Consider the following 17702-nt stretch of genomic DNA (forward strand, 5'->3'; position numbering starts at 1 on the left):
CACCGAGCTAATATGATTAAGCCTCTGTTACTTCACTCTCAGGCTCACGAATAGGATCAATACGCACAGCCGCCACCTTAAATTCAGGGATCTTCGCGTGTGGATCAGTCGCTGTGGTAGTCAAACGGTTAACTGGTGATTCAACAAAATGGAATGGAATAAATACCACACCCTTTTGCATTCGTTTAGTCACAAAGGCCGCGATTTCGATTTCACCACGACGTGTTGAGACCTTAAGCATCTGACCATTCGAGATACCTAGCGCTTCAGCATCATGAACACTCACCATGGCACGCGGCCCTGCTAAGTTATCCAACCCTTTTGTTTTACGTGTCATGGTTCCGGTGTGGAACTGTTCTAGAATACGGCCTGTCGTTAATACTAACGGGTATTCCGCATCCGGTAGCTCAGCAGCGTATCTAAACGGAATCGCCTCCATTTGACCACGCCCACGCGTAAATTGGGTCTGGTGCATGATACGTGTGCCATCAGGGTTGTTCTTATTACTTGGCCATTGCACGCCGTTCACCGTAATGTTCTCCCAACGTAAACCACCATACTGTGGCGTGACACGCGCTATCTCATTGGTGATATCAGCAACCGAGTCATATTCCCAATTGCCGCCCATCGCATTAGCCAACATTTGGATAATCACCCAATCTTCTTTCGCTTCACCTGGAGGCAATACCGCCGGGTTAATACGCTGAACACGACGCTCGGTATTAGTAAAATGACCAGACTTCTCAGCAAACGAACAAGACGGCAGAACCACATCGGCATACTGAGCGGTTTCGGTTAAGAAAATATCTTGAACCACTAGGAAATCTAACGCTTCAAGGCCTTCAATCACATGCGCTTGATTCGGGTCACTCAACACTGGGTTCTCACCCATGACATACAGACCGCGAACATCTCGATGGCACGCTCCATCAATAATTTCGGTGAGCGTTAACCCCGCTTCCGCTGGTAAGTCAGAAACACCCCACTCCATCGCGAATTTTTGACGAACTATCGGGTTATACACTTTCTGATAACCTGGAAGGTTGTTCGGCAATGCCCCCATATCACACGCGCCCTGAACATTGGATTGACCACGTAATGGGTTGATACCACCGCCTTCGATACCAATGTTGCCACACAATAGTTGTAGATTAGCGATTGAACGTACGTTGTCGTGACCAGTAGTGTGTTGCGTAATACCCATCGAATAATATACTGCGGTGCGCTCTGCAGTACCAATCAAGCGAGCCATCGCGAAGATATCTTCCGCTTTCACGCCAGTCACCAATTCGACTTTATCAAGTGAGTAGCTTGGTGACATGACTTCTTGCAATAAGGTATCAAAGCCGTCGACACGATCATCAATATAATCTTGATCGTACCAACCGTGTTTGATGATCTGCTGCATCACACCATTAATCAGCATCACATCGGTGCCCGGTCGGTGCGCTAAGTAAAGCTCAGCGTGGTCAGCAATATCGATTCGTTTTGGATCAGCAACGATCAATCGTGCTCCACCATGCCTCACCGCTTGCTTGATGTGCGAGCCAATAATTGGGTGTGCTGAAGTCGTGTCTGAACCGATAATAAAGATCACATCTGAGTGCTTGATGCTTGGAATATCATTGGTCATCGCCCCGCTACCCAGCGAAGCCTCTAAACCGGTAACAGTCGAAGCATGACAAAGACGTGCACAGTGATCGACGTTATTGGTGCCTAATTCGCGGCGTATGAATTTTTGGAAGGCATAGTTGTCTTCATTGGTGGTTTTCGCCGACGAGAAGCCCGCCAAAGCATTGCTACCAAAGCCCTGTTTAATCGCCGTAAATTTATCAGCAATGAGCTTAATCGCTTCTTCCCAACTTGCAGGTTGCAACCAGCCATCTTTACGAATTAATGGTGTGGTTAAACGCGCATCACTCCCCACAAAATCGAAGCCGAATCGCCCCTTAACACACAACATGCCTTCATTAACCGGGGAGTCACCGCCTTCGATATAACGGATTTTGTTTTTCTGTTCATCGATATGCATGGTTAGCTTACAGCCCACACCACAATAGGTGCAGATGGTATCGACTTTCTTGAGTAGGCCTGTGTCTCCCTGCTTTCTATCACGAGCATCCACCATTGCACCGGTTGGACACGCCTGAATACACGATCCACATTGAACGCAGTTTGAGTCGCCCATTAAGGTCTTGTCTGCCCCAAAATTAGGACGACATTCAGGTCTTGATGTAGGCTTGCCATCAGATTGATTCATGAAGCTTAAAACACCATGAACATTCTGTTCACGGCACGCTTGGATACACTGCCCGCAACTGATGCAGCGGTTGGCATCAAAGATAATAAATTCTGAACTGTCATCAACTGCAAATTTTTGTCTTGTTAAACCGACCTTCGCTTCTTCTACGCGTATCGCCTGCCAGTGCTCATTCGAAGCCACATCGATTTTGTACTCTGGATGTGTTTGCGTTGCTTTGTATTCGGTCGAGTAGTCTCGTAGGTCGCAATCGGTATTGGCTTGGCAACCACATTCTAGGCATCTTGCTGCTTCCGCAATTGCATCAGCATTATCAAATCCAGTTTCTACTTCGTCGAAGCTTTGTTCACGCTGCTCGGGTGTTAGCTCTGGCATGATCTTACGAGCCATACGCTGTATGGATTTGTATTGCTCAGGATCCACTGCTTTGAGCTGCTTGTGCTTTCTTGAGTTAAACGGTTTAGCCGGAATGTTATCCATGTCGCCATGGAAGAAGCGATCGATCGCCTGTGCAGCAATGCGCCCATCCCCCACCGCTTCCACTGCGGTTGCAGGGCCGCGTCGGAAATCACCAATACTAAAGATATTGCCAGTACCTGTATGCATGGTTTGCGGATCGGCATCAGCGGTATTCCAACGAGTAAGAGGAATATCAATCGCTTCATTGTCCATAAAGCTCAGATCCGGCTTTTGCGACACGGCAGCAATAACGGTATCAAACGCTTCAACAAAGAATTCGCCTGTTGGTTTAGGGCTGCGACGACCTGAAGCATCAGCCGGACCCAAAGCCATACGCTCTAATCGTATTTCTGATACATGACCATTTTCATCGGCTATGTTTTCTGCCGGGTTGGTTAAGAAATGGAACTTCACACCTTCATGCTCAGCTTCTTCGATTTCGTAATCTTCTGCAGGCATCTCATCTCGAGTACGACGGTAGATCAGCGTGGTGTCAGCACCATCACGCACCGCTGTTCGAGCGCAATCAATCGCGGTATTACCACCACCGATCACTGCAACCTTTTTACCAGTGACATACTGCTGAGCGGTCACGTAATCTTTCAAGTAATCGACGCCTAGATAACAACCGCCAAGCTCGCTGCCCGGATAATTCATTTCAACCGCTTGCGATGCACCAACGGCTAAGCAAACCGCATCAAAATCGTTACTTAAATCAGACAGTGTAAAATCAACACCGAGTTTTTTACCGCACTCAACCACCATTCCGTTGCGACACATCAACTCGATTTCTTTATCTAGAATCGACTTAGGTAAGCGATATTCAGGGATACCGTAACGCAGCCAACCACCCGCTTTGGGCATCGACTCATAGACACTGACATCGTAGCCTTCGTTAGATAAGTAATAACCCGCCGTAAGCCCACCGGGGCCACTACCGACGATTGCAATGCTCTTGCCTTTGATTGGTTTCTTAGTTGGCATGTAGCTCTCTTGAGCGGCTAAATCTGCGTCGGCAGCGTGTCGTTTGAGTTGGCGAATCGCGATGGATTCATCGACCAAATTGCGACGACATTCAGTTTCACAGAAAGCAGGACATACTCGACCAATCGACAGGGGCATTGGCAGTGTCTTTTTGATGACCTCTATCGCTTTGCTGTGATCATTTTGAGCAATATGATGCAGGTAAGATTGGATATCGACCCCAGCAGGACACGCTGTTTGGCATGGCGCTTCACAATCGGCGTAATGATCGGTCATGATGCGGTTCAACGCTTCTTGCCGATGAGTCATTAACTGTTTTGACTGGGTGGTAATATTCAGCCCATTAGACACTTCAAGCTCACAAGAACGAGTGACACCAACGCCATCAACTTCAACAACACACAAGTCACACGGTACTTTATCCGCTGTTTTGTTCAAACCACATAAAGATGGGATCTCTAAACCACATGTTTTTGCCGCCTCAAGAACGGTTTGTCCTTGCTCGACGATTCGATATTTCCCATCAATAACGATTTGAATCATACCTAAGTCCTACCTTTACCTTTCGCACACGCGAGTTATCAACAATTAAAATTTAAGTAATACAATATTATTAATATTATTAAATCTATGTCATTACCATACATTATTTGTGGTTTTGTGCGTGTGACCTCAAACAAGTTCCATTGATAATAACCATAAGGTATGAGTGGTCTTATCAGTATCGACGAGAGGATTAGGCGGAAGGTGTTCTGCTGTAGAAGTAAGGAATAAGAAATTAGATTCAAGGTACAAAAAAGCCCCTAATGATTAGGGGCTTTGAACAAATATCATTGAGTCACTTTCGAGCTTATAGCTGCGCTATCAAAGTTATTGCTCAGTTTCTTCGATAAGCTCTTGCACAGGAGATGCCGGTTTGTTTTGAGCAAAACCTCGCAGGCCAACAACATGTACGTGTTCGTGGTCTTTGAAGACCTTACGAACCAGTTTGTAGGTTGTACCTTTCTCTGGGCTAATGTTTTCAGGTGCTGCAATCAGAAGTTGCATACCCAAACGGTCACACAGTTCAAACAGCGTAGAGATCGACTTAGAATCCAAACGTGCTGCTTCATCAAGGAACAACAAACGACATGGAACGATGTCTTTACTGCGAAGTCGACGAGATTCCTCTTCCCAGCTCTGAATAACCATCAATAGGATTGACTGACCCGTACCGATCGCCTCACCCGTAGACAATGCGCCCGATTCAGCTTGTAACCAACCGTCTGAACCACGGTTAACTTCAACACTCAGCTCTAGGTAGTTACGGTAATCCAGTAGCTCTTCACCAAGAACTTGTGGAGAACGTTGACCCATATCGATATGTGGGTTCACACGTTGGAACAGTTTCGCCATCGCTTCAGAGAAGGTAAAGCGCGTTGATTCAAACAAGTCTTTGTGTTGATCTTGTTGGGTCGCTAGCCCTGATAGCAAGATCTCGTGGCTTTCACGGATCTTGACGTTCAGACGTACGCCTTTAACCTGACCAAAGTAAATGTTAGACAAACCTTGGTTCAGCATTCGAATACGGTTCTGCTCGCGCTGAATCGTTTTCTTGATGATGCTTGCTACTGACTCAGAGCTGATTGCCAGGCGATTTTCACGCTGCGTCAATTCTTCTGTTAGTCGAGCTAGCTCCACTTCCATCTCTTCGATTGCTTCAACCGGATCATCCGTATGAATGATGTCTTGGCGAATACGCTCACGAAGATGTTGGTAAACCGCAATGTAGAACAGAACTTTACGCTCTGGATGTGCATTGTCTTCAGATAGACGCAGCGAATCACGCAGGTCGTCATTGTCGGCTACAGCCAGACGCAGCGCACCCAGTGATTTATCCGACATGGAGCGAAGCTCGCCCGCCGTTAGATAAGCCAGTTCACGTTTGTGTAGACGACGTTCAACGTCATTCTCACGAGCTAAGCGAAGTACTGAACACCAGCCTGCTTTTGCTGCAACAACGAAGGTACGAAGCTCTGTGTACTCTTTCTGAACTTTCTTAAGACGCTTAGCCAAGGCTTTCATCTCAAGTTCAGTTGACGTAATGGTACGCTCGTATTCACTCTTACGGCTGCGAGATGTGTGCAAACGCTCTTGAAGCTCGTCACGACGACGTACAGCACGTTCTTCAGCGCCTTCATCAGCATTGACACCAAACTCTTGCAGCTCTTGTTTGAACTCTTGAACCGTTTCTTGCTTCGCTTGATGTGAGCTCTTCAGTGCTGCCAATACTTGGTTGTATTGGTTCATCTGTTCGCGAGCTTGCTTCAAGCCACCACGGCCTTTGGTTCTTGCTTGTTCTGCTTGAACCAACTTCGCTTTCAATTGCTCGCTCAGTTCGCTGCTCTTGTTTAGAAGATCAACAGAATCCGCGTAAGCAAAGTAGTGACGACGTTCGATTAAGTCAGACAGAGCAAACACTTTGCCTTTCAAGCTTTGTAGAGCTTGGTCGGCTTGTTGATATTGCGCTTCTAGTGTCTCGAACTGTTCAGGGTCTGCGTCTAGTGCAGAAACAATCTGCTCTAACGAAGCAAGTGCTTTGCCATGGTTGTTCAAGTACGACTTAGCTTCGCTCAAGCGCTCTAGTTGCGCTTCTAATTCAGCTAGGCGTTCAGCCAATGTTTCGTCTTCTAAAATACGAACCATTGGTGCTAATTTGTCTAGCGCACCCAACGCTTGTTTACTCTGTTGTAGCTGACTACGTTGCTGTTGCTCTTTAGAATTTAATTCAGCCAAAGAACGTACAATCTGGTTACGCTTGTCACGAATAGACACTAGTGCCTGTTCAGGGTCAGCGTTAAATGCAACGTGTAGGTGCTTAGCAACAAAGCTATTGAATGCTTGGTATAGGCGATTCAGCTTTTGTGCATCAAACGCCGCTTTCGCGTGGTTTTCCACAACAACATCACGCTCTTCACGCAATTTCTCTAATCGTTGTTCACGAGCCGCACGGCCAAACAGAGGAATCTCAGGGAAACGAGAGTAACGCATTTGGCGATCGTTCAGCTGAACACACACCGCGCCCTCTAACTCATCAGCATTGAATGAGCTGTCATCAAATGCATCGACATCGCCTTCAAGGATGTAAAGGTCATCTGGACAATCATCAAGATCCACCAGCTTCTCTTTAATACCATCAAGATCAGAGACCACAATCGCATGACGAGCCGGGCCGTACATCGCACTGAAATATGGCGCATCACCAATGGTAATGTCGTCGTAGATCTCAGAAAGCAGCACGCCACCAAGCGTATCCGCTAAACCTTTCAAACGAGGATCGTTAGAGCCACCCGGAGAAGCTAAACGTTCAATCTCTTGCTCAAGTTCAGAACGGCGCGTCGCCAATTGATCTTTCGCGACCGCTTGAGACTTTTCGTCTTCAAGCACTTGCTGCATTTGAGTCATTACTGCTTGGCTATCTTCTAGCTCAGCGTCTGTTTGATCCCTTAGGGCTTCAAGTGCATCGTTCGCCGTGATCCACGCAGGGGCAATAGACTCAAGTTTTTGAATCTCTTGGTCGTGGTTTTGTTGCACACGACGTTGCTCACTCTTCGCTTCACGCAGCTCTTCTTGAGCGTACTCAAGAGACTCGATCTGCATTGCATGGCGTTCACGTTCTTCATCGAAAACCGCTTCGTCAGTCAGTGAGATGTTGTGTTGCTTTTGGTATTCAGTCGCAAGCTCTTTTGCTTGACGCTGCTGCGCCACATCACGAGCCATGTCACGGTGCTGAGCACGCCACTGCTGTTCATTTTCAACAACGTGTTTTGCGTTACGGCCTTTTTCTAAAGCTTGCTTAGCGCTGCTAGACGCTTCTTTACGCTCAACGTCACCGATAATACTTTTAACAAGAGCGAGCGCTTTGTCGAACTGTGCAGAAGCAGCAGAAGACATGTCTAGTTTATGCTTCGTCGACAGTAGCGTTTGAGTGCTTGATTCTTCTTGTGCTTTTAGCTCTGAAACCAGAGTTAGTGCGCTTTCTGCCGTAATAGATTCATCACCAAGCAACTGCTTAGTTTTCTCTAATGCTTGAACCGCTTGCTGGTATTGAAGTGCACGCGTTTGCTGAACATCCAACGCTTGTTGGTAGTCAGCAAGCTGAGTTTTCAGGCTATCCACTTCTTCTTCAGTGATGGTTGCCTGCTCTTCAGCAAGAAGTACTCGCTCTTGAGCTTCTTCAACCACCATAATCTGCTCTTCTAGACGCTCATTCAGCTCTTCTAGATCTTCGCTGTAGCGAGCAATTTTTTCTTGCTGACGAAGTGCAGTTTGAACCAACTGAAGATGATCCGATGCCGCTTGGTAATCTTGCTCTAGTGCCGATTCTTGATCGACAAGTAGTTCTAGTTCTTCTTGAACGCGATTCAACAAATTGTTTTGATCAAGCAAGGTTTCACGAGAACCGAACAGTTCACCACGGAACTTCATGGTTTGATCTAACTTGTTACGACGATCGTTTGCATGACGCATGTAGTCCGCAGCCACGTAGTTCGTAGATTCAGTGATCAAGTGCTTGAACAGGTCACGATCCGACTGAGTCGTCTTGATCGCTTCTAGCGTCATGCGGTTTTCGCGTAGTGCTGATTCCATGTCTTGGAACGCTTTCTTCACACCACCATTTTGCGGTAACAGGTAATCACGCAGAGAACGCGTAATCGCACTTGAGATACCACCGTAAAGTGATGCTTCAATTAGGCGGTAGAACTTAGAACGGTCGCTGCTGTTACGCAGTTTCTTCGGTACCACACCGTATTCAAACATTTGCGAGTGGTAATCAACAATCGAAGAGAAGGCCTTAAAATGCGAGCCTTCGTATTGTGCAACCGCCGCTTTCACATCGTTCAACTGACATACACGCGCATGGCTGTCTGAAACGTTCTGAATCAACACATCCGTTGGTTTCACATGGCTTGGAAGGCCTTGGATAACGAACGGTTTAATGTCGACTTTCTTATCACGACCCGCGACTTGCTGCAGTTTTACTGCAAACAATAGACGCTGATTACGAGAGTTCACAACATCTAGTGCGGCATAACATGCGCCTGGCTGAAGCTTACCGTAAAGGCCTTTATCACGAGATGACTGTGAGCTACCCGCTTCCGTTGTGTTACGGAAATGCAGAAGGCTTTGGTCAGGGATCAGTGCTGTGATGAATGCCGCCATTGTGGTCGACTTACCCGCACCGTTACCGCCAGAAAGCGTTGTAACCAATCCATCAATATCAAAAGTACGCGCAAAGAAGCCGTTCCAGTTGACCATGGTTAATGATTGATACTTACCTCTTTCAATCATGCTTCACCTTCTACTTTTGTTTGTTCGCCAGCATTTGACTCAAGGTCAAAGTCAGCTTGATCGTTAAAAATGTCTTGTTGACCGTTTTCGTCTACGTCTGCATCTACTTCTGATGTGGCTTCCGCTTGTTCTTCATTCAACAAGCTGCCTTGGTTAGGCTCTTGAGTATGCACCACAGCTTCACCATCACGAATAAGACGTAATTGCGCTTCTTTCATATCGTCACCAACACGAACGTCAGCGCCAAAACGGAATACCGCTTCACTGATGCGGAACTTGCCGGTTTCGCCAATTGCAATCAACATGCCGATACGGCGTAAGCGACGTAGAGAAGTACGCACTTTTTCAAACAGCTTTTCTTTGTCTAAATCAGAACCAGATGCACGGTTGGTTGCTAGCTTCATGAGCTTTTTCTCATCCGCTAACGACATCAATTCATCAAACAGTTCTTGGTTGGTGAAGATACCTTCATGAGCAAGACGTTCTGGGCTTAGGTATAAGAAACACAACACCTTGCCAACAAGCATGTCTAGCTCAGACAAAACACTACGACCAATCAGAGACGTAGAACGTGGACGCAGGTAGAAGAAACCTTCCGGTGCTTTTACCAGTTCCGTATTGTAGCGTTGGTAGAAATGCTGAAGCTCAATTTCAAAATCAGACAGTAACGCGTGGTTATCTAGGTCTTCTGTTGAAACATGCTTACCTGAACGCAGCATGCTGTCTAGCGCAGGGAACAGTGGGTTCGCTATCGCTTTTACCAGTTTCTCTGGCATGTAATCATCAGTACTTGTTAATGACATTTGCTTGTACCTTTGCACCGAAATCGTTGATTGCCTGCCAATCTGGCTGAATAGCCTGATAATCAGACTCTGAGTAACCTAAGCGCACGGCTTGGTCGACAACAATTCTGGCTAAATCAAAATGGTGTGTGCGAGGGTGTGCAGCGAGGTAATCGCGTAACACAAGGCCAAGATCAATTGGCGCGCCTTGCTGTTTGTGAGCTTTTAACATCTCTGCAATTCGATCTGAAAGCAGGTCATTTACTTGCTCAAATTCTTCGTACTCTACGTCGATTGGTGCTTGTCCCATCACTTCGTCATCACGAAGCACGAGCGCTTCATCACGAAGATCCGTCAGCTTCTCAGCATCGGCGTAGGTCAATAACCAAGGCGCATCAAAGTAGTCAGTGACTGACTGACGCAAGCGCTGGCTAAAGGCGCGGTTTTTATCCATATCAATCGCGGTACGGATGAACTTGTGAACATGGCGGTCGTAGCCGATCCATAAATCGATGGCTTGTTGGCCCCAACTGGTGATTCGGTCTAGCTTCATCTGCAAGCCGAACAGGGTTTCGCCAACGAACTCGAGTTCATCGTCACCGTAAACAATTTCTTGAATATCGAGGATCTGTGTTTGCAGTTCATCCCCCGCCGCTTGCAAGGTGTCTTGCAATTCTTTTAGTGTGGACGAGGTTTCTGAAAGCAAGGTTTCACAGTTGTTAATCGCCTCTCGCCAATCCTTGTTTAAAAGGTCGGCAATTTGCTGTTTAACGGTTTGCTGCTGCTCATCCATAACACGTTGGTTAAGATCAATCTGATCGAAAATTTCACCAACAGAATACTTGAGCACGCCGTAAACATTCTTTCTCCAATGTCCTGGAGTTCCGCCTTTTTGTGCTGCTTCAATGGCTTTTGCCATCTCGTCCGCAACCATAGAAAGCTGGATAGACAGTTTCAACTTAGAGAACTGACGGTGGCGTAAATAATAATCTGAAATACCAATCGCCAATGGTGATAAGCGATAAATACTCGCACCATCGGTGATTTCGCTGGTAAAGCGGCTAATCAACTTCTGTTTAACTAACTCGTTGATGGCATTGTTGGCACGAAACGCGGACGCTTCGCCAGTATCTTCAAACAGTCGAGTGACGATGGTAAATGCATCGTGCAGTTCACCCTCGCCCAACTCTTCATCGAACCTTTCATTGCTTAGTACTGCGATAGCAATCAAAAATGCTAAGCGCTCTGGTGGCAAGTTTAATGAAAAATCATGCTGCTTGACCCAGCCCACCAACTCATCAATTGGCTGCTCTTCGGCAGTTTGAGTCATTTCACTCATTGTGGTTCCTGTTACTGTTCTTCGTCATATCGAATGTATTAGATATGACGCCTATTTCTTTATGACGCGGGCTTCTTACGATTGCATAGCGCATGTTGTGGCTTCTTTTACCACATTCACCGCTGTTATTGCGCAGGTTTTTGAGCCCAAACGTGAATATAACGGCCTAGTGACAGATATGGCTCTTGGCGACATAGCTGTTTTTCCAGTTCCAATACATCTTCAAATTGGTAATCGCCCATGTACTCCATATTACCTATGTAGTCACTGAAAGAGCGAATGCCTGATTTACCACAGATTTCTAGACCAGCGTCTTCTATCCATTGATAAACCTCTTCCGGCTTCAAGCCTTTTTGTGGTTGCAGCTTAAACCGTTTTCGATGTGGCATCCCATTCAATACATGAGGAATGTTGCCACAAATCACATTTTTCAGGACTAATCCGTGGTGGTTGTAAAACATTATCGAGGCAACACCACCTGGCTTAACTTGTTCAAGCAATAAATCAAGCGCCTCTTTAGGATCGGCTAACCATTCCATTACGGCATGAAACATCACAAAATCGACTTTCTCATCTAGATGTTCTGCGACTTTTTGTACTGGTGAATGAATAAATCGATATTGCTCTAGCAAACCCGTTTCGCTGATACTTTCTTCTGCGAGCTTCAGCATTTCAGAAGAGAGATCACACAGAGAAACGTTATGCCCAAGCGACGCAATTTTTTGCGACATCTGTGCAAGGCCGCCTCCAGCATCAAGCACATGCAGCGGAGAAGCTGATTGCTCAAACTTGCTCAAAGCTTGTTCTAAATCTTCCCATACGATGATCTGACGGATCTCTCCTTTGTCAGAGCCGTAAATATTTTTTGCAAATTTGTGGGCAATATCGTCGAAATTACGGTCTTCAGTCACGGCTACTTGAGTTATTATGTCCTATCGTGCCTGCTATTCTGTCACAGGAATTCCAGGAATAAAGAGGCGATGTCTCTTTTTACTACTAAGTGATGTTTTTTCGGACTATTCGGATATGTTTGAGCTGAAAAAAGTAGTGTCTTCGCTATTGATGCCACTGCCAGCAATGTTAATTCTCGCTTTTCTGGGTTTAGCCCTAGTGATGTTTACTACCAAAAGGAAGACGGGTTGCTTAATCACCCTTTCAGCCCTATGTGGTATTTTCCTAATCGCTTTCCAACCAGTTTCTAGTCAACTTTTAATGCCAATGGAAAGGCAACACACCGCTTTTTTACCTGTCGATGAAACCGTCGATTACGTAATGGTTCTCGGAAGTGGTCACGTCGTAGACGACCATATTCCACCGACATCAGAACTTAGCCGCACCGGCCTGATGCGTTTAAGTGAAGGGATTCGTATTCTACGCCTTTACCCTGGTGCAAAACTCATTTTGTCTGGCTATGGCGCAGGCACTGAAGTCAGTAACGCAAGAATGATGGCTAAAGTTGCATTAGCACTTGGCGTAGCAAAGCCCGACATCATTCTGCTTGAAACCGCAAAAGACACCTGGGAAGAAGCTCGCCAAGCCGCTGCGTTCGTTAAGAATAAAAAAATGGTTCTGGTGACTTCAGCGAGCCATATGACTCGTGCACTCAATGAATTCCATGCAGCTGGTATGAAACCACTGCCTGCACCAACCAACTACCTTGCACAAGAAGGCGTTGTTGAGCCTTGGAATAAGTACATGCCAAAAGCTCTCTACCTTGAGCAGACTGAGCGTTACTGGCACGAAACCATGGGATTAGTTTGGCAAGATTTACGTGATTGGCTTGATACAAGCAATGACATTGTTGAAGAGCCGGTGATTCCAGAAGCTTCCAGCTTAGTTGAAGATGACGGTGAAGTTTCTGCGGCTCAGCCTCAGGAAGCCAATTGAATCTTTAAACTCATACTGAGCAGACTGAGTCGGCAAGTATTTTTAGGTTCTCTGTTCGTTAACAATGAAAGCTAAGCAATAAAAAAGCCGAGACATCAATGGTGTCTCGGCTTTTTACGTTTAAATGTCGTTGTTGATTAATCACTTCCGAAGGAAATCAATCACCAGCGAACATGTAACCTTCACCGTGAACCGTCACAAAAATTTGTGGGTTCTTAGGATCAAACTCCATTTTTGCACGCATACGACGAATCAATACGTCGATAGTACGGTCATTAGGCGCGTCCACTCGGTGGCTAATCATATTCAAAATACGTTCGCGGCTTAATACTTGGTTAGGGTAAGAAGACAATGCCACTAGCAGTTCGTATTCTGCTTTGGTCAATTTCACCGGTTCGCCGTTTTTGCTTAACGCACGACGAGGGATATCAAATGTCCACTCACCAAAACGAACCACAGACTCATCTGATATTTCTTCGACTGCGCCCGCTGCTGTTTTACGAGCAGCAGAAATACGCCAAAGTAGGTTTTTAACTCGAACTAATAACTCGCGAAGTTCGAAGGGTTTAGTAACGTAATCGTCAGCGCCCATTTCAAGGCCAACGATTTTGTCGATGCTATCCGTGCGTCCAGTAACTAAAATAATTCCAATGTCTGATTGACTGCGTAATTCGCGAGTTAGCATCAATCCATCTTCGCCTGGTAAGTTGATGTCCAGCATAATGAGGTCAACGTTGTTTTCTTCTAACACGTTTCTCATTTGAGCGCCGCTTTCTGCTTCGCTCACTGTGTAACCCTCGTTCTGGAAGTATCCAACCAGTTTACTGCGGGTTACCACATCATCTTCTACGACTAATACGTGATAGCTCATCTACACCACTTTTCTTATTTAATAGTTTCAGTGACTATTCTATTCATAACTAGTAACAATTCTAGTGGTACAGAAGATAAAAGCCAGAAACATGGATTTTTTTTGATACAAGACAATCTTAAACCTTGCTATTTATCGTCCATCGCAATTCAATATAGGCATTACTACTAACGAGTAACTTTGCGTTTCGCAAATAACCTTGTTATTCAGCCTTGGTGTGCTTATGCCCAAGTGACTTCAAGATGCATATAAGCAACATCACAAGACTAAGTCAGGATCTAACAAATGAAAGATACGAAAGCGTTCAACGAGCAAAGAGCAGAAATATACTGGTGGCTATCAAGCTTATTTGCCAAAGAGCTCACTCAAGAAGAACTCGATCACTACCACTCTGTTGAAATTCGTTCTTTCCTAACTGGTTTAGGCGAAAATGAGACACTAAAGCCAGCGATTGATAAGTTAGTGGATGCGCTGAACCGCCTACAAACTCGTGAAGATGCTCAGCTAGAACTGTCTGCAGACTTTTGCGATCTTTTCTTAAAGACAGATAAGCACGGCGCTCTTCCTTACGCTTCAATGTATATCGGCGAAACTGGCCTTTTGAATGATAAGCCAGCAAAAGATATGGAAGAGATCATGGCTAAGCACAACTTAGTTGTGAACCAAGATCTAAAAGAGCCAGCAGACCACATTGCTATCGAACTCGATTTCCTTGGTAACTTGATCATTCGTTCAAACGAAACGAATATTGAAGAAGAACTAGAGAATTCATTTGCCGCTCAACAGCAGTTTATCGAACAACAACTGCTGACTTGGTTACCAAAGTTCAACGTGAAATGTCATGACGTTGATGAATTCGGTTTCTACGCCTCCGTCTCATCGTTGCTACTCGCATTCTGTCAATTAGACACTCAATATTTAGCTGGTGAATAGCTTATTGGATGACTCGTTAAATAAATTCAGAAGAATGTGACAATTCACCCGGATTTCCGGGTGAATTTTATTGCGAGTAATTTCTAGTCAGTCTAAAATTGTGACCGCAAACGATAAAATATGAAACATTCACGAAATGCTATGCTTATTATAGTTTTGAGCATTTCGGTGTTAAGACAAGCCGCTCAATAGCGGTTTTTTGTTTTTTAGCACTTTTAGTACCCAAAGAGCCCTACAAATTTAAGCTCTTAGTTAGGTAGCTTAACGGCTACTTTATTCCGTACTTTGGGAAAGTAGCTTCTAATAGGATAAAACCATGGCCACTATAAAAGATGTCGCTCGCTTAGCCGGCGTATCAACAACAACCGTTTCTCACGTAATCAATAAAACTCGCTTTGTTGCAGAAGCAACGCAAGAAAAAGTAAACAAAGCCGTAGATGAACTGAACTATGCACCAAGTGCTGTTGCTCGTAGCTTGAAGTGTAATACAACACGCACCATCGGCATGCTAGTGACTCAATCAACTAATCTATTCTTCTCTGAAGTTATCGATGGTGTTGAGAGCTACTGCTACCGTCAAGGTTACACTTTGATCCTGTGTAATACGGGCGGTATCTATGAGAAGCAACGTGACTACATTCGAATGCTTGCAGAGAAACGTGTAGATGGCATCTTAGTTATGTGTTCTGACCTAACTGAAGAACTAAGAGAGATGTTAGACCGTCACGCTGACATCCCTAAAGTTATTATGGACTGGGGCCCAGAGAGTTCTCAAGCTGATAAGATCATCGATAACTCTGAAGAAGGTGGCTACCTAGCGACCAAATACCTTATTGAACGCGGTCACTCTAAGATTGCATGTTTAAGTGGCCACTTAGACAAAGCAGCATGTGTTGAACGTATTGCCGGTTACAAGCGCGCACTTAACGAAGCTAAAATTTCTGCCGATGACAATATGATCATCGAAGGCAACTTCGAGTGTGATACGGCTGTTCTTGCTGCAGAACAAATCGTTGAGATGGAAGATCGTCCAACGGCGGTATTCTGCTTTAACGACACAATGGCACTCGGCTTAATGAGCCGACTGCAAGAAAAAGGCATCCGCATTCCTGAAGATATCTCAGTGATCGGTTACGACAACATCGAACTCGCTGAATACTTCTCTCCGCCGTTAACGACAGTTCACCAACCAAAACGTCGTGTTGGTAAGAATGCATTCGAAATTCTATTGGAGCGCATCAAAGACAAAGACCACGAAAAACGCGTCTTCGAAATGCACCCTGAAATTGTTGAACGAAGTACAGTTAAGACGTTAAATTAATTGATAATTCGAGTTTAATTTCATCAAGCGCACCTTTAGGTGCGCTTTTTTTATCAGCAACTATAATGAACCCAGATGCACAACGGAAAGATCATTAATTGAAGCAGTATCACATTTTGAAATATCAAGTGTGAGCTTCATCCAACAAAAACTTTATTCTATTCAATCAGTCACGCACAGGGCAAACCACTCGAAAGAGTGAGACGCAAAGCTTCCGGCCTAAACCACTCGTTGGTATGGTAGCGGGGTTACCGATGGCAAAATGCAGTAACTACTAATAATTTAGTAATTTACGGCTTATTGACAATTTAATTGCAACATTTTGCTAATCTCTCGGACCTGCTTATTTGGTGGCGTAGTTCAAATACACCGAGATAAATAACATGGATAAACCGATACTAAAGGACTCGATGAAGTTATTTGAGTCCCTAGGAAAAATAAAATCACGCTCAATGTTTGGTGGCTTCGGTCTTTTTGCTGATGACACTATGTTTGCTCTGGTTGTAAATGACCAGTTGCACATACGCGCAGACAAAGGCACAACGAAACAATTCGAACAACAAGGGTTTCAACCGTACGTCTACAAAAAACGTGGTTTCCCTGTCGTTACTAAATATTTCGCTTTACCTGAAGGCCTGTGGCAAGACCAAGAGAAAATCTTGCAGCTTGCAACGACGTCTCTGGGTTTTGCTAAAGAAGAAAAAGCTGAGCAGTCTTCTGCTAAGCCGACCCGACTCAAAGATCTGCCTAATCTTCGACTCGCTACCGAGCGTATGTTGAAAAAGGCAGGGATCGATTCTGTCGAACGTTTATATGAATCTGGCTCTGTAAACGCATTTAACGCCATCAAAGAATCGCATGCGTCTTCCGTCAGTATTGAACTACTTTGGGCGCTAGAAGGCGCGATCAATGGTACACATTGGTCTGTTATACCGCAGCAACGTCGCGAAGAGCTTATCAATCGCGTCAATTAACATTGTCAGTGCAATCTATATACATAACTAAGCCGCATTTACTGCGGCTTTTTTTATGTCGACAAAACTAGTCTTATGTATAGCTGAACCACTGAGTTCAAAAAGATGGACGGTAATAGTATTTGTAATCCACTTTAACCATCGGAATGAAGTTAATTTCTCCAGAGGAATCCATTATTTCTTTTACTTTGATGGTACCGTTTTTGATTTCAAACGAGCGTACATCTACTTTTTCAGAGGCTTGCGGTAAGATTTTGCTCAATTCATATGAGCGCTTACTGTTTATATCCATCCAGATTTTTTTTCCAGATTCGTAAGCCTGTGATTGGCTCGCCACTACATCGCCTTTAAATACTTTAGACTCAACAGCCGCACGGTGATAGACGCCCGATCCCATGGCTTGGAAAGAGAATAGGCCCGTTGTAGCAATAACCGTAATCATTGATAATAATTTCATAGCTAGCTCCTTAGTTGTCTGCCTGAATAATTATCTAAAACAATCTTCATGCCACGATTGTTACGTATATAGAACGAGCCAAGACCAAAACTCTTTCAAATTTT

Annotated in this window: 11 protein-coding genes and 1 riboswitch; of the genes, 4 read left to right on the plus strand and 7 right to left on the minus strand. The window is 45.1% G+C overall.

All coding sequences use genetic code 11. The annotated features are described in order from the left end of the window. Positions 1 to 16 precede the first annotated feature (16 nt). The 5 genes from fdhF to cmoM form a co-directional block, all read right to left on the minus strand. On the minus strand, positions 17 to 4246 hold the full coding sequence (gene fdhF, locus AB4209_RS01630; RefSeq protein WP_372054618.1) for a formate dehydrogenase subunit alpha: 4230 nt from the start codon (positions 4244 to 4246) through the stop codon (positions 17 to 19). Between the two features lie 327 nt (positions 4247 to 4573). After that, entirely contained in the window at positions 4574 to 9034 is a 4461-nt protein-coding gene (gene mukB / locus AB4209_RS01635; protein WP_372054619.1) for a chromosome partition protein MukB, read from the minus strand. Then, entirely contained in the window at positions 9031 to 9837 is an 807-nt protein-coding gene (mukE, locus tag AB4209_RS01640; protein WP_372054621.1) for a chromosome partition protein MukE, read from the minus strand. Before mukE ends, mukB begins: the two co-directional genes overlap by 4 nt. Next, positions 9818 to 11155 (minus strand): chromosome partition protein MukF, encoded by a 1338-nt coding sequence (gene mukF, locus AB4209_RS01645; RefSeq protein WP_017055049.1) that lies wholly within the window; start codon positions 11153 to 11155, stop codon positions 9818 to 9820. Before mukF ends, mukE begins: the two co-directional genes overlap by 20 nt. 125 nt (positions 11156 to 11280) lie before the next feature. Further along, entirely contained in the window at positions 11281 to 12066 is a 786-nt protein-coding gene (gene cmoM / locus AB4209_RS01650; protein ID WP_372054623.1) for a tRNA uridine 5-oxyacetic acid(34) methyltransferase CmoM, read from the minus strand. Between the two features lie 115 nt (positions 12067 to 12181). Between cmoM and elyC the strand changes: the two genes are divergently transcribed. Beyond that, the gene (gene elyC, locus AB4209_RS01655; RefSeq protein WP_104216130.1) at positions 12182 to 13042 is read left to right on the plus strand and encodes an envelope biogenesis factor ElyC; all 861 of its coding nucleotides are present in this window, start codon (positions 12182 to 12184) and stop codon (positions 13040 to 13042) included. A gap of 157 nt (positions 13043 to 13199) precedes the next feature. Here the strand turns inward: elyC and torR are convergent, their stop codons facing one another. Further along, positions 13200 to 13913 (minus strand): two-component system response regulator TorR, encoded by a 714-nt coding sequence (torR, locus tag AB4209_RS01660; protein WP_017062094.1) that lies wholly within the window; start codon positions 13911 to 13913, stop codon positions 13200 to 13202. Positions 13914 to 14198: 285 nt separating this feature from the next. Between torR and torD the strand changes: the two genes are divergently transcribed. The 3 genes from torD (at position 14199) to AB4209_RS01675 (ending at position 17141) form a co-directional block, all read left to right on the plus strand. Next, positions 14199 to 14846: a molecular chaperone TorD gene (gene torD / locus AB4209_RS01665; RefSeq protein ID WP_017062095.1), complete on the plus strand. Its 648-nt coding sequence runs from the start codon at positions 14199 to 14201 to the stop codon at positions 14844 to 14846. 316 nt (positions 14847 to 15162) lie between these two features. Then, a complete protein-coding gene (gene purR / locus AB4209_RS01670) occupies positions 15163 to 16167 on the plus strand; it encodes an HTH-type transcriptional repressor PurR (protein WP_017063507.1) in 1005 nt (334 codons plus the stop codon). 170 nt (positions 16168 to 16337) lie between these two features. After that, positions 16338 to 16423: riboswitch (cyclic di-GMP riboswitch) on the plus strand. A gap of 127 nt (positions 16424 to 16550) precedes the next feature. Next, the gene (locus AB4209_RS01675; protein WP_019820997.1) at positions 16551 to 17141 is read left to right on the plus strand and encodes a TfoX/Sxy family DNA transformation protein; all 591 of its coding nucleotides are present in this window, start codon (positions 16551 to 16553) and stop codon (positions 17139 to 17141) included. Between the two features lie 97 nt (positions 17142 to 17238). On the opposite strand, the gene AB4209_RS01680 is transcribed toward AB4209_RS01675, so the two are convergent. Beyond that, on the minus strand, positions 17239 to 17598 hold the full coding sequence (locus tag AB4209_RS01680) for a DUF3316 domain-containing protein (protein ID WP_017067843.1): 360 nt from the start codon (positions 17596 to 17598) through the stop codon (positions 17239 to 17241). Between the last annotated feature and the right edge of the window lie 104 nt (positions 17599 to 17702).

The sequence above is a fragment of the Vibrio sp. 10N.286.48.C11 genome, assembly GCF_041469805.1.
Taxonomy (GTDB): Bacteria; Pseudomonadota; Gammaproteobacteria; order Enterobacterales; family Vibrionaceae; genus Vibrio; species Vibrio crassostreae_C.

What these genes read in the sequence shown, in the direction of transcription:
- fdhF (WP_372054618.1), bottom strand. Translation starts at nt 4,246, where the DNA reads ATGATTCAAATCGTTATTGATGGGAAATATCGAATCGTCGAGCAAGGA.
- mukB (WP_372054619.1), bottom strand. Translation starts at nt 9,034, where the DNA reads ATGATTGAAAGAGGTAAGTATCAATCATTAACCATGGTCAACTGGAAC.
- mukE (WP_372054621.1), bottom strand. Translation starts at nt 9,837, where the DNA reads ATGTCATTAACAAGTACTGATGATTACATGCCAGAGAAACTGGTAAAA.
- mukF (WP_017055049.1), bottom strand. Translation starts at nt 11,155, where the DNA reads ATGAGTGAAATGACTCAAACTGCCGAAGAGCAGCCAATTGATGAGTTG.
- elyC (WP_104216130.1), top strand. Translation starts at nt 12,182, where the DNA reads ATGTTTGAGCTGAAAAAAGTAGTGTCTTCGCTATTGATGCCACTGCCA.
- torR (WP_017062094.1), bottom strand. Translation starts at nt 13,913, where the DNA reads ATGAGCTATCACGTATTAGTCGTAGAAGATGATGTGGTAACCCGCAGT.
- torD (WP_017062095.1), top strand. Translation starts at nt 14,199, where the DNA reads ATGAAAGATACGAAAGCGTTCAACGAGCAAAGAGCAGAAATATACTGG.
- purR (WP_017063507.1), top strand. Translation starts at nt 15,163, where the DNA reads ATGGCCACTATAAAAGATGTCGCTCGCTTAGCCGGCGTATCAACAACA.
- AB4209_RS01675 (WP_019820997.1), top strand. Translation starts at nt 16,551, where the DNA reads ATGGATAAACCGATACTAAAGGACTCGATGAAGTTATTTGAGTCCCTA.
- AB4209_RS01680 (WP_017067843.1), bottom strand. Translation starts at nt 17,598, where the DNA reads ATGAAATTATTATCAATGATTACGGTTATTGCTACAACGGGCCTATTC.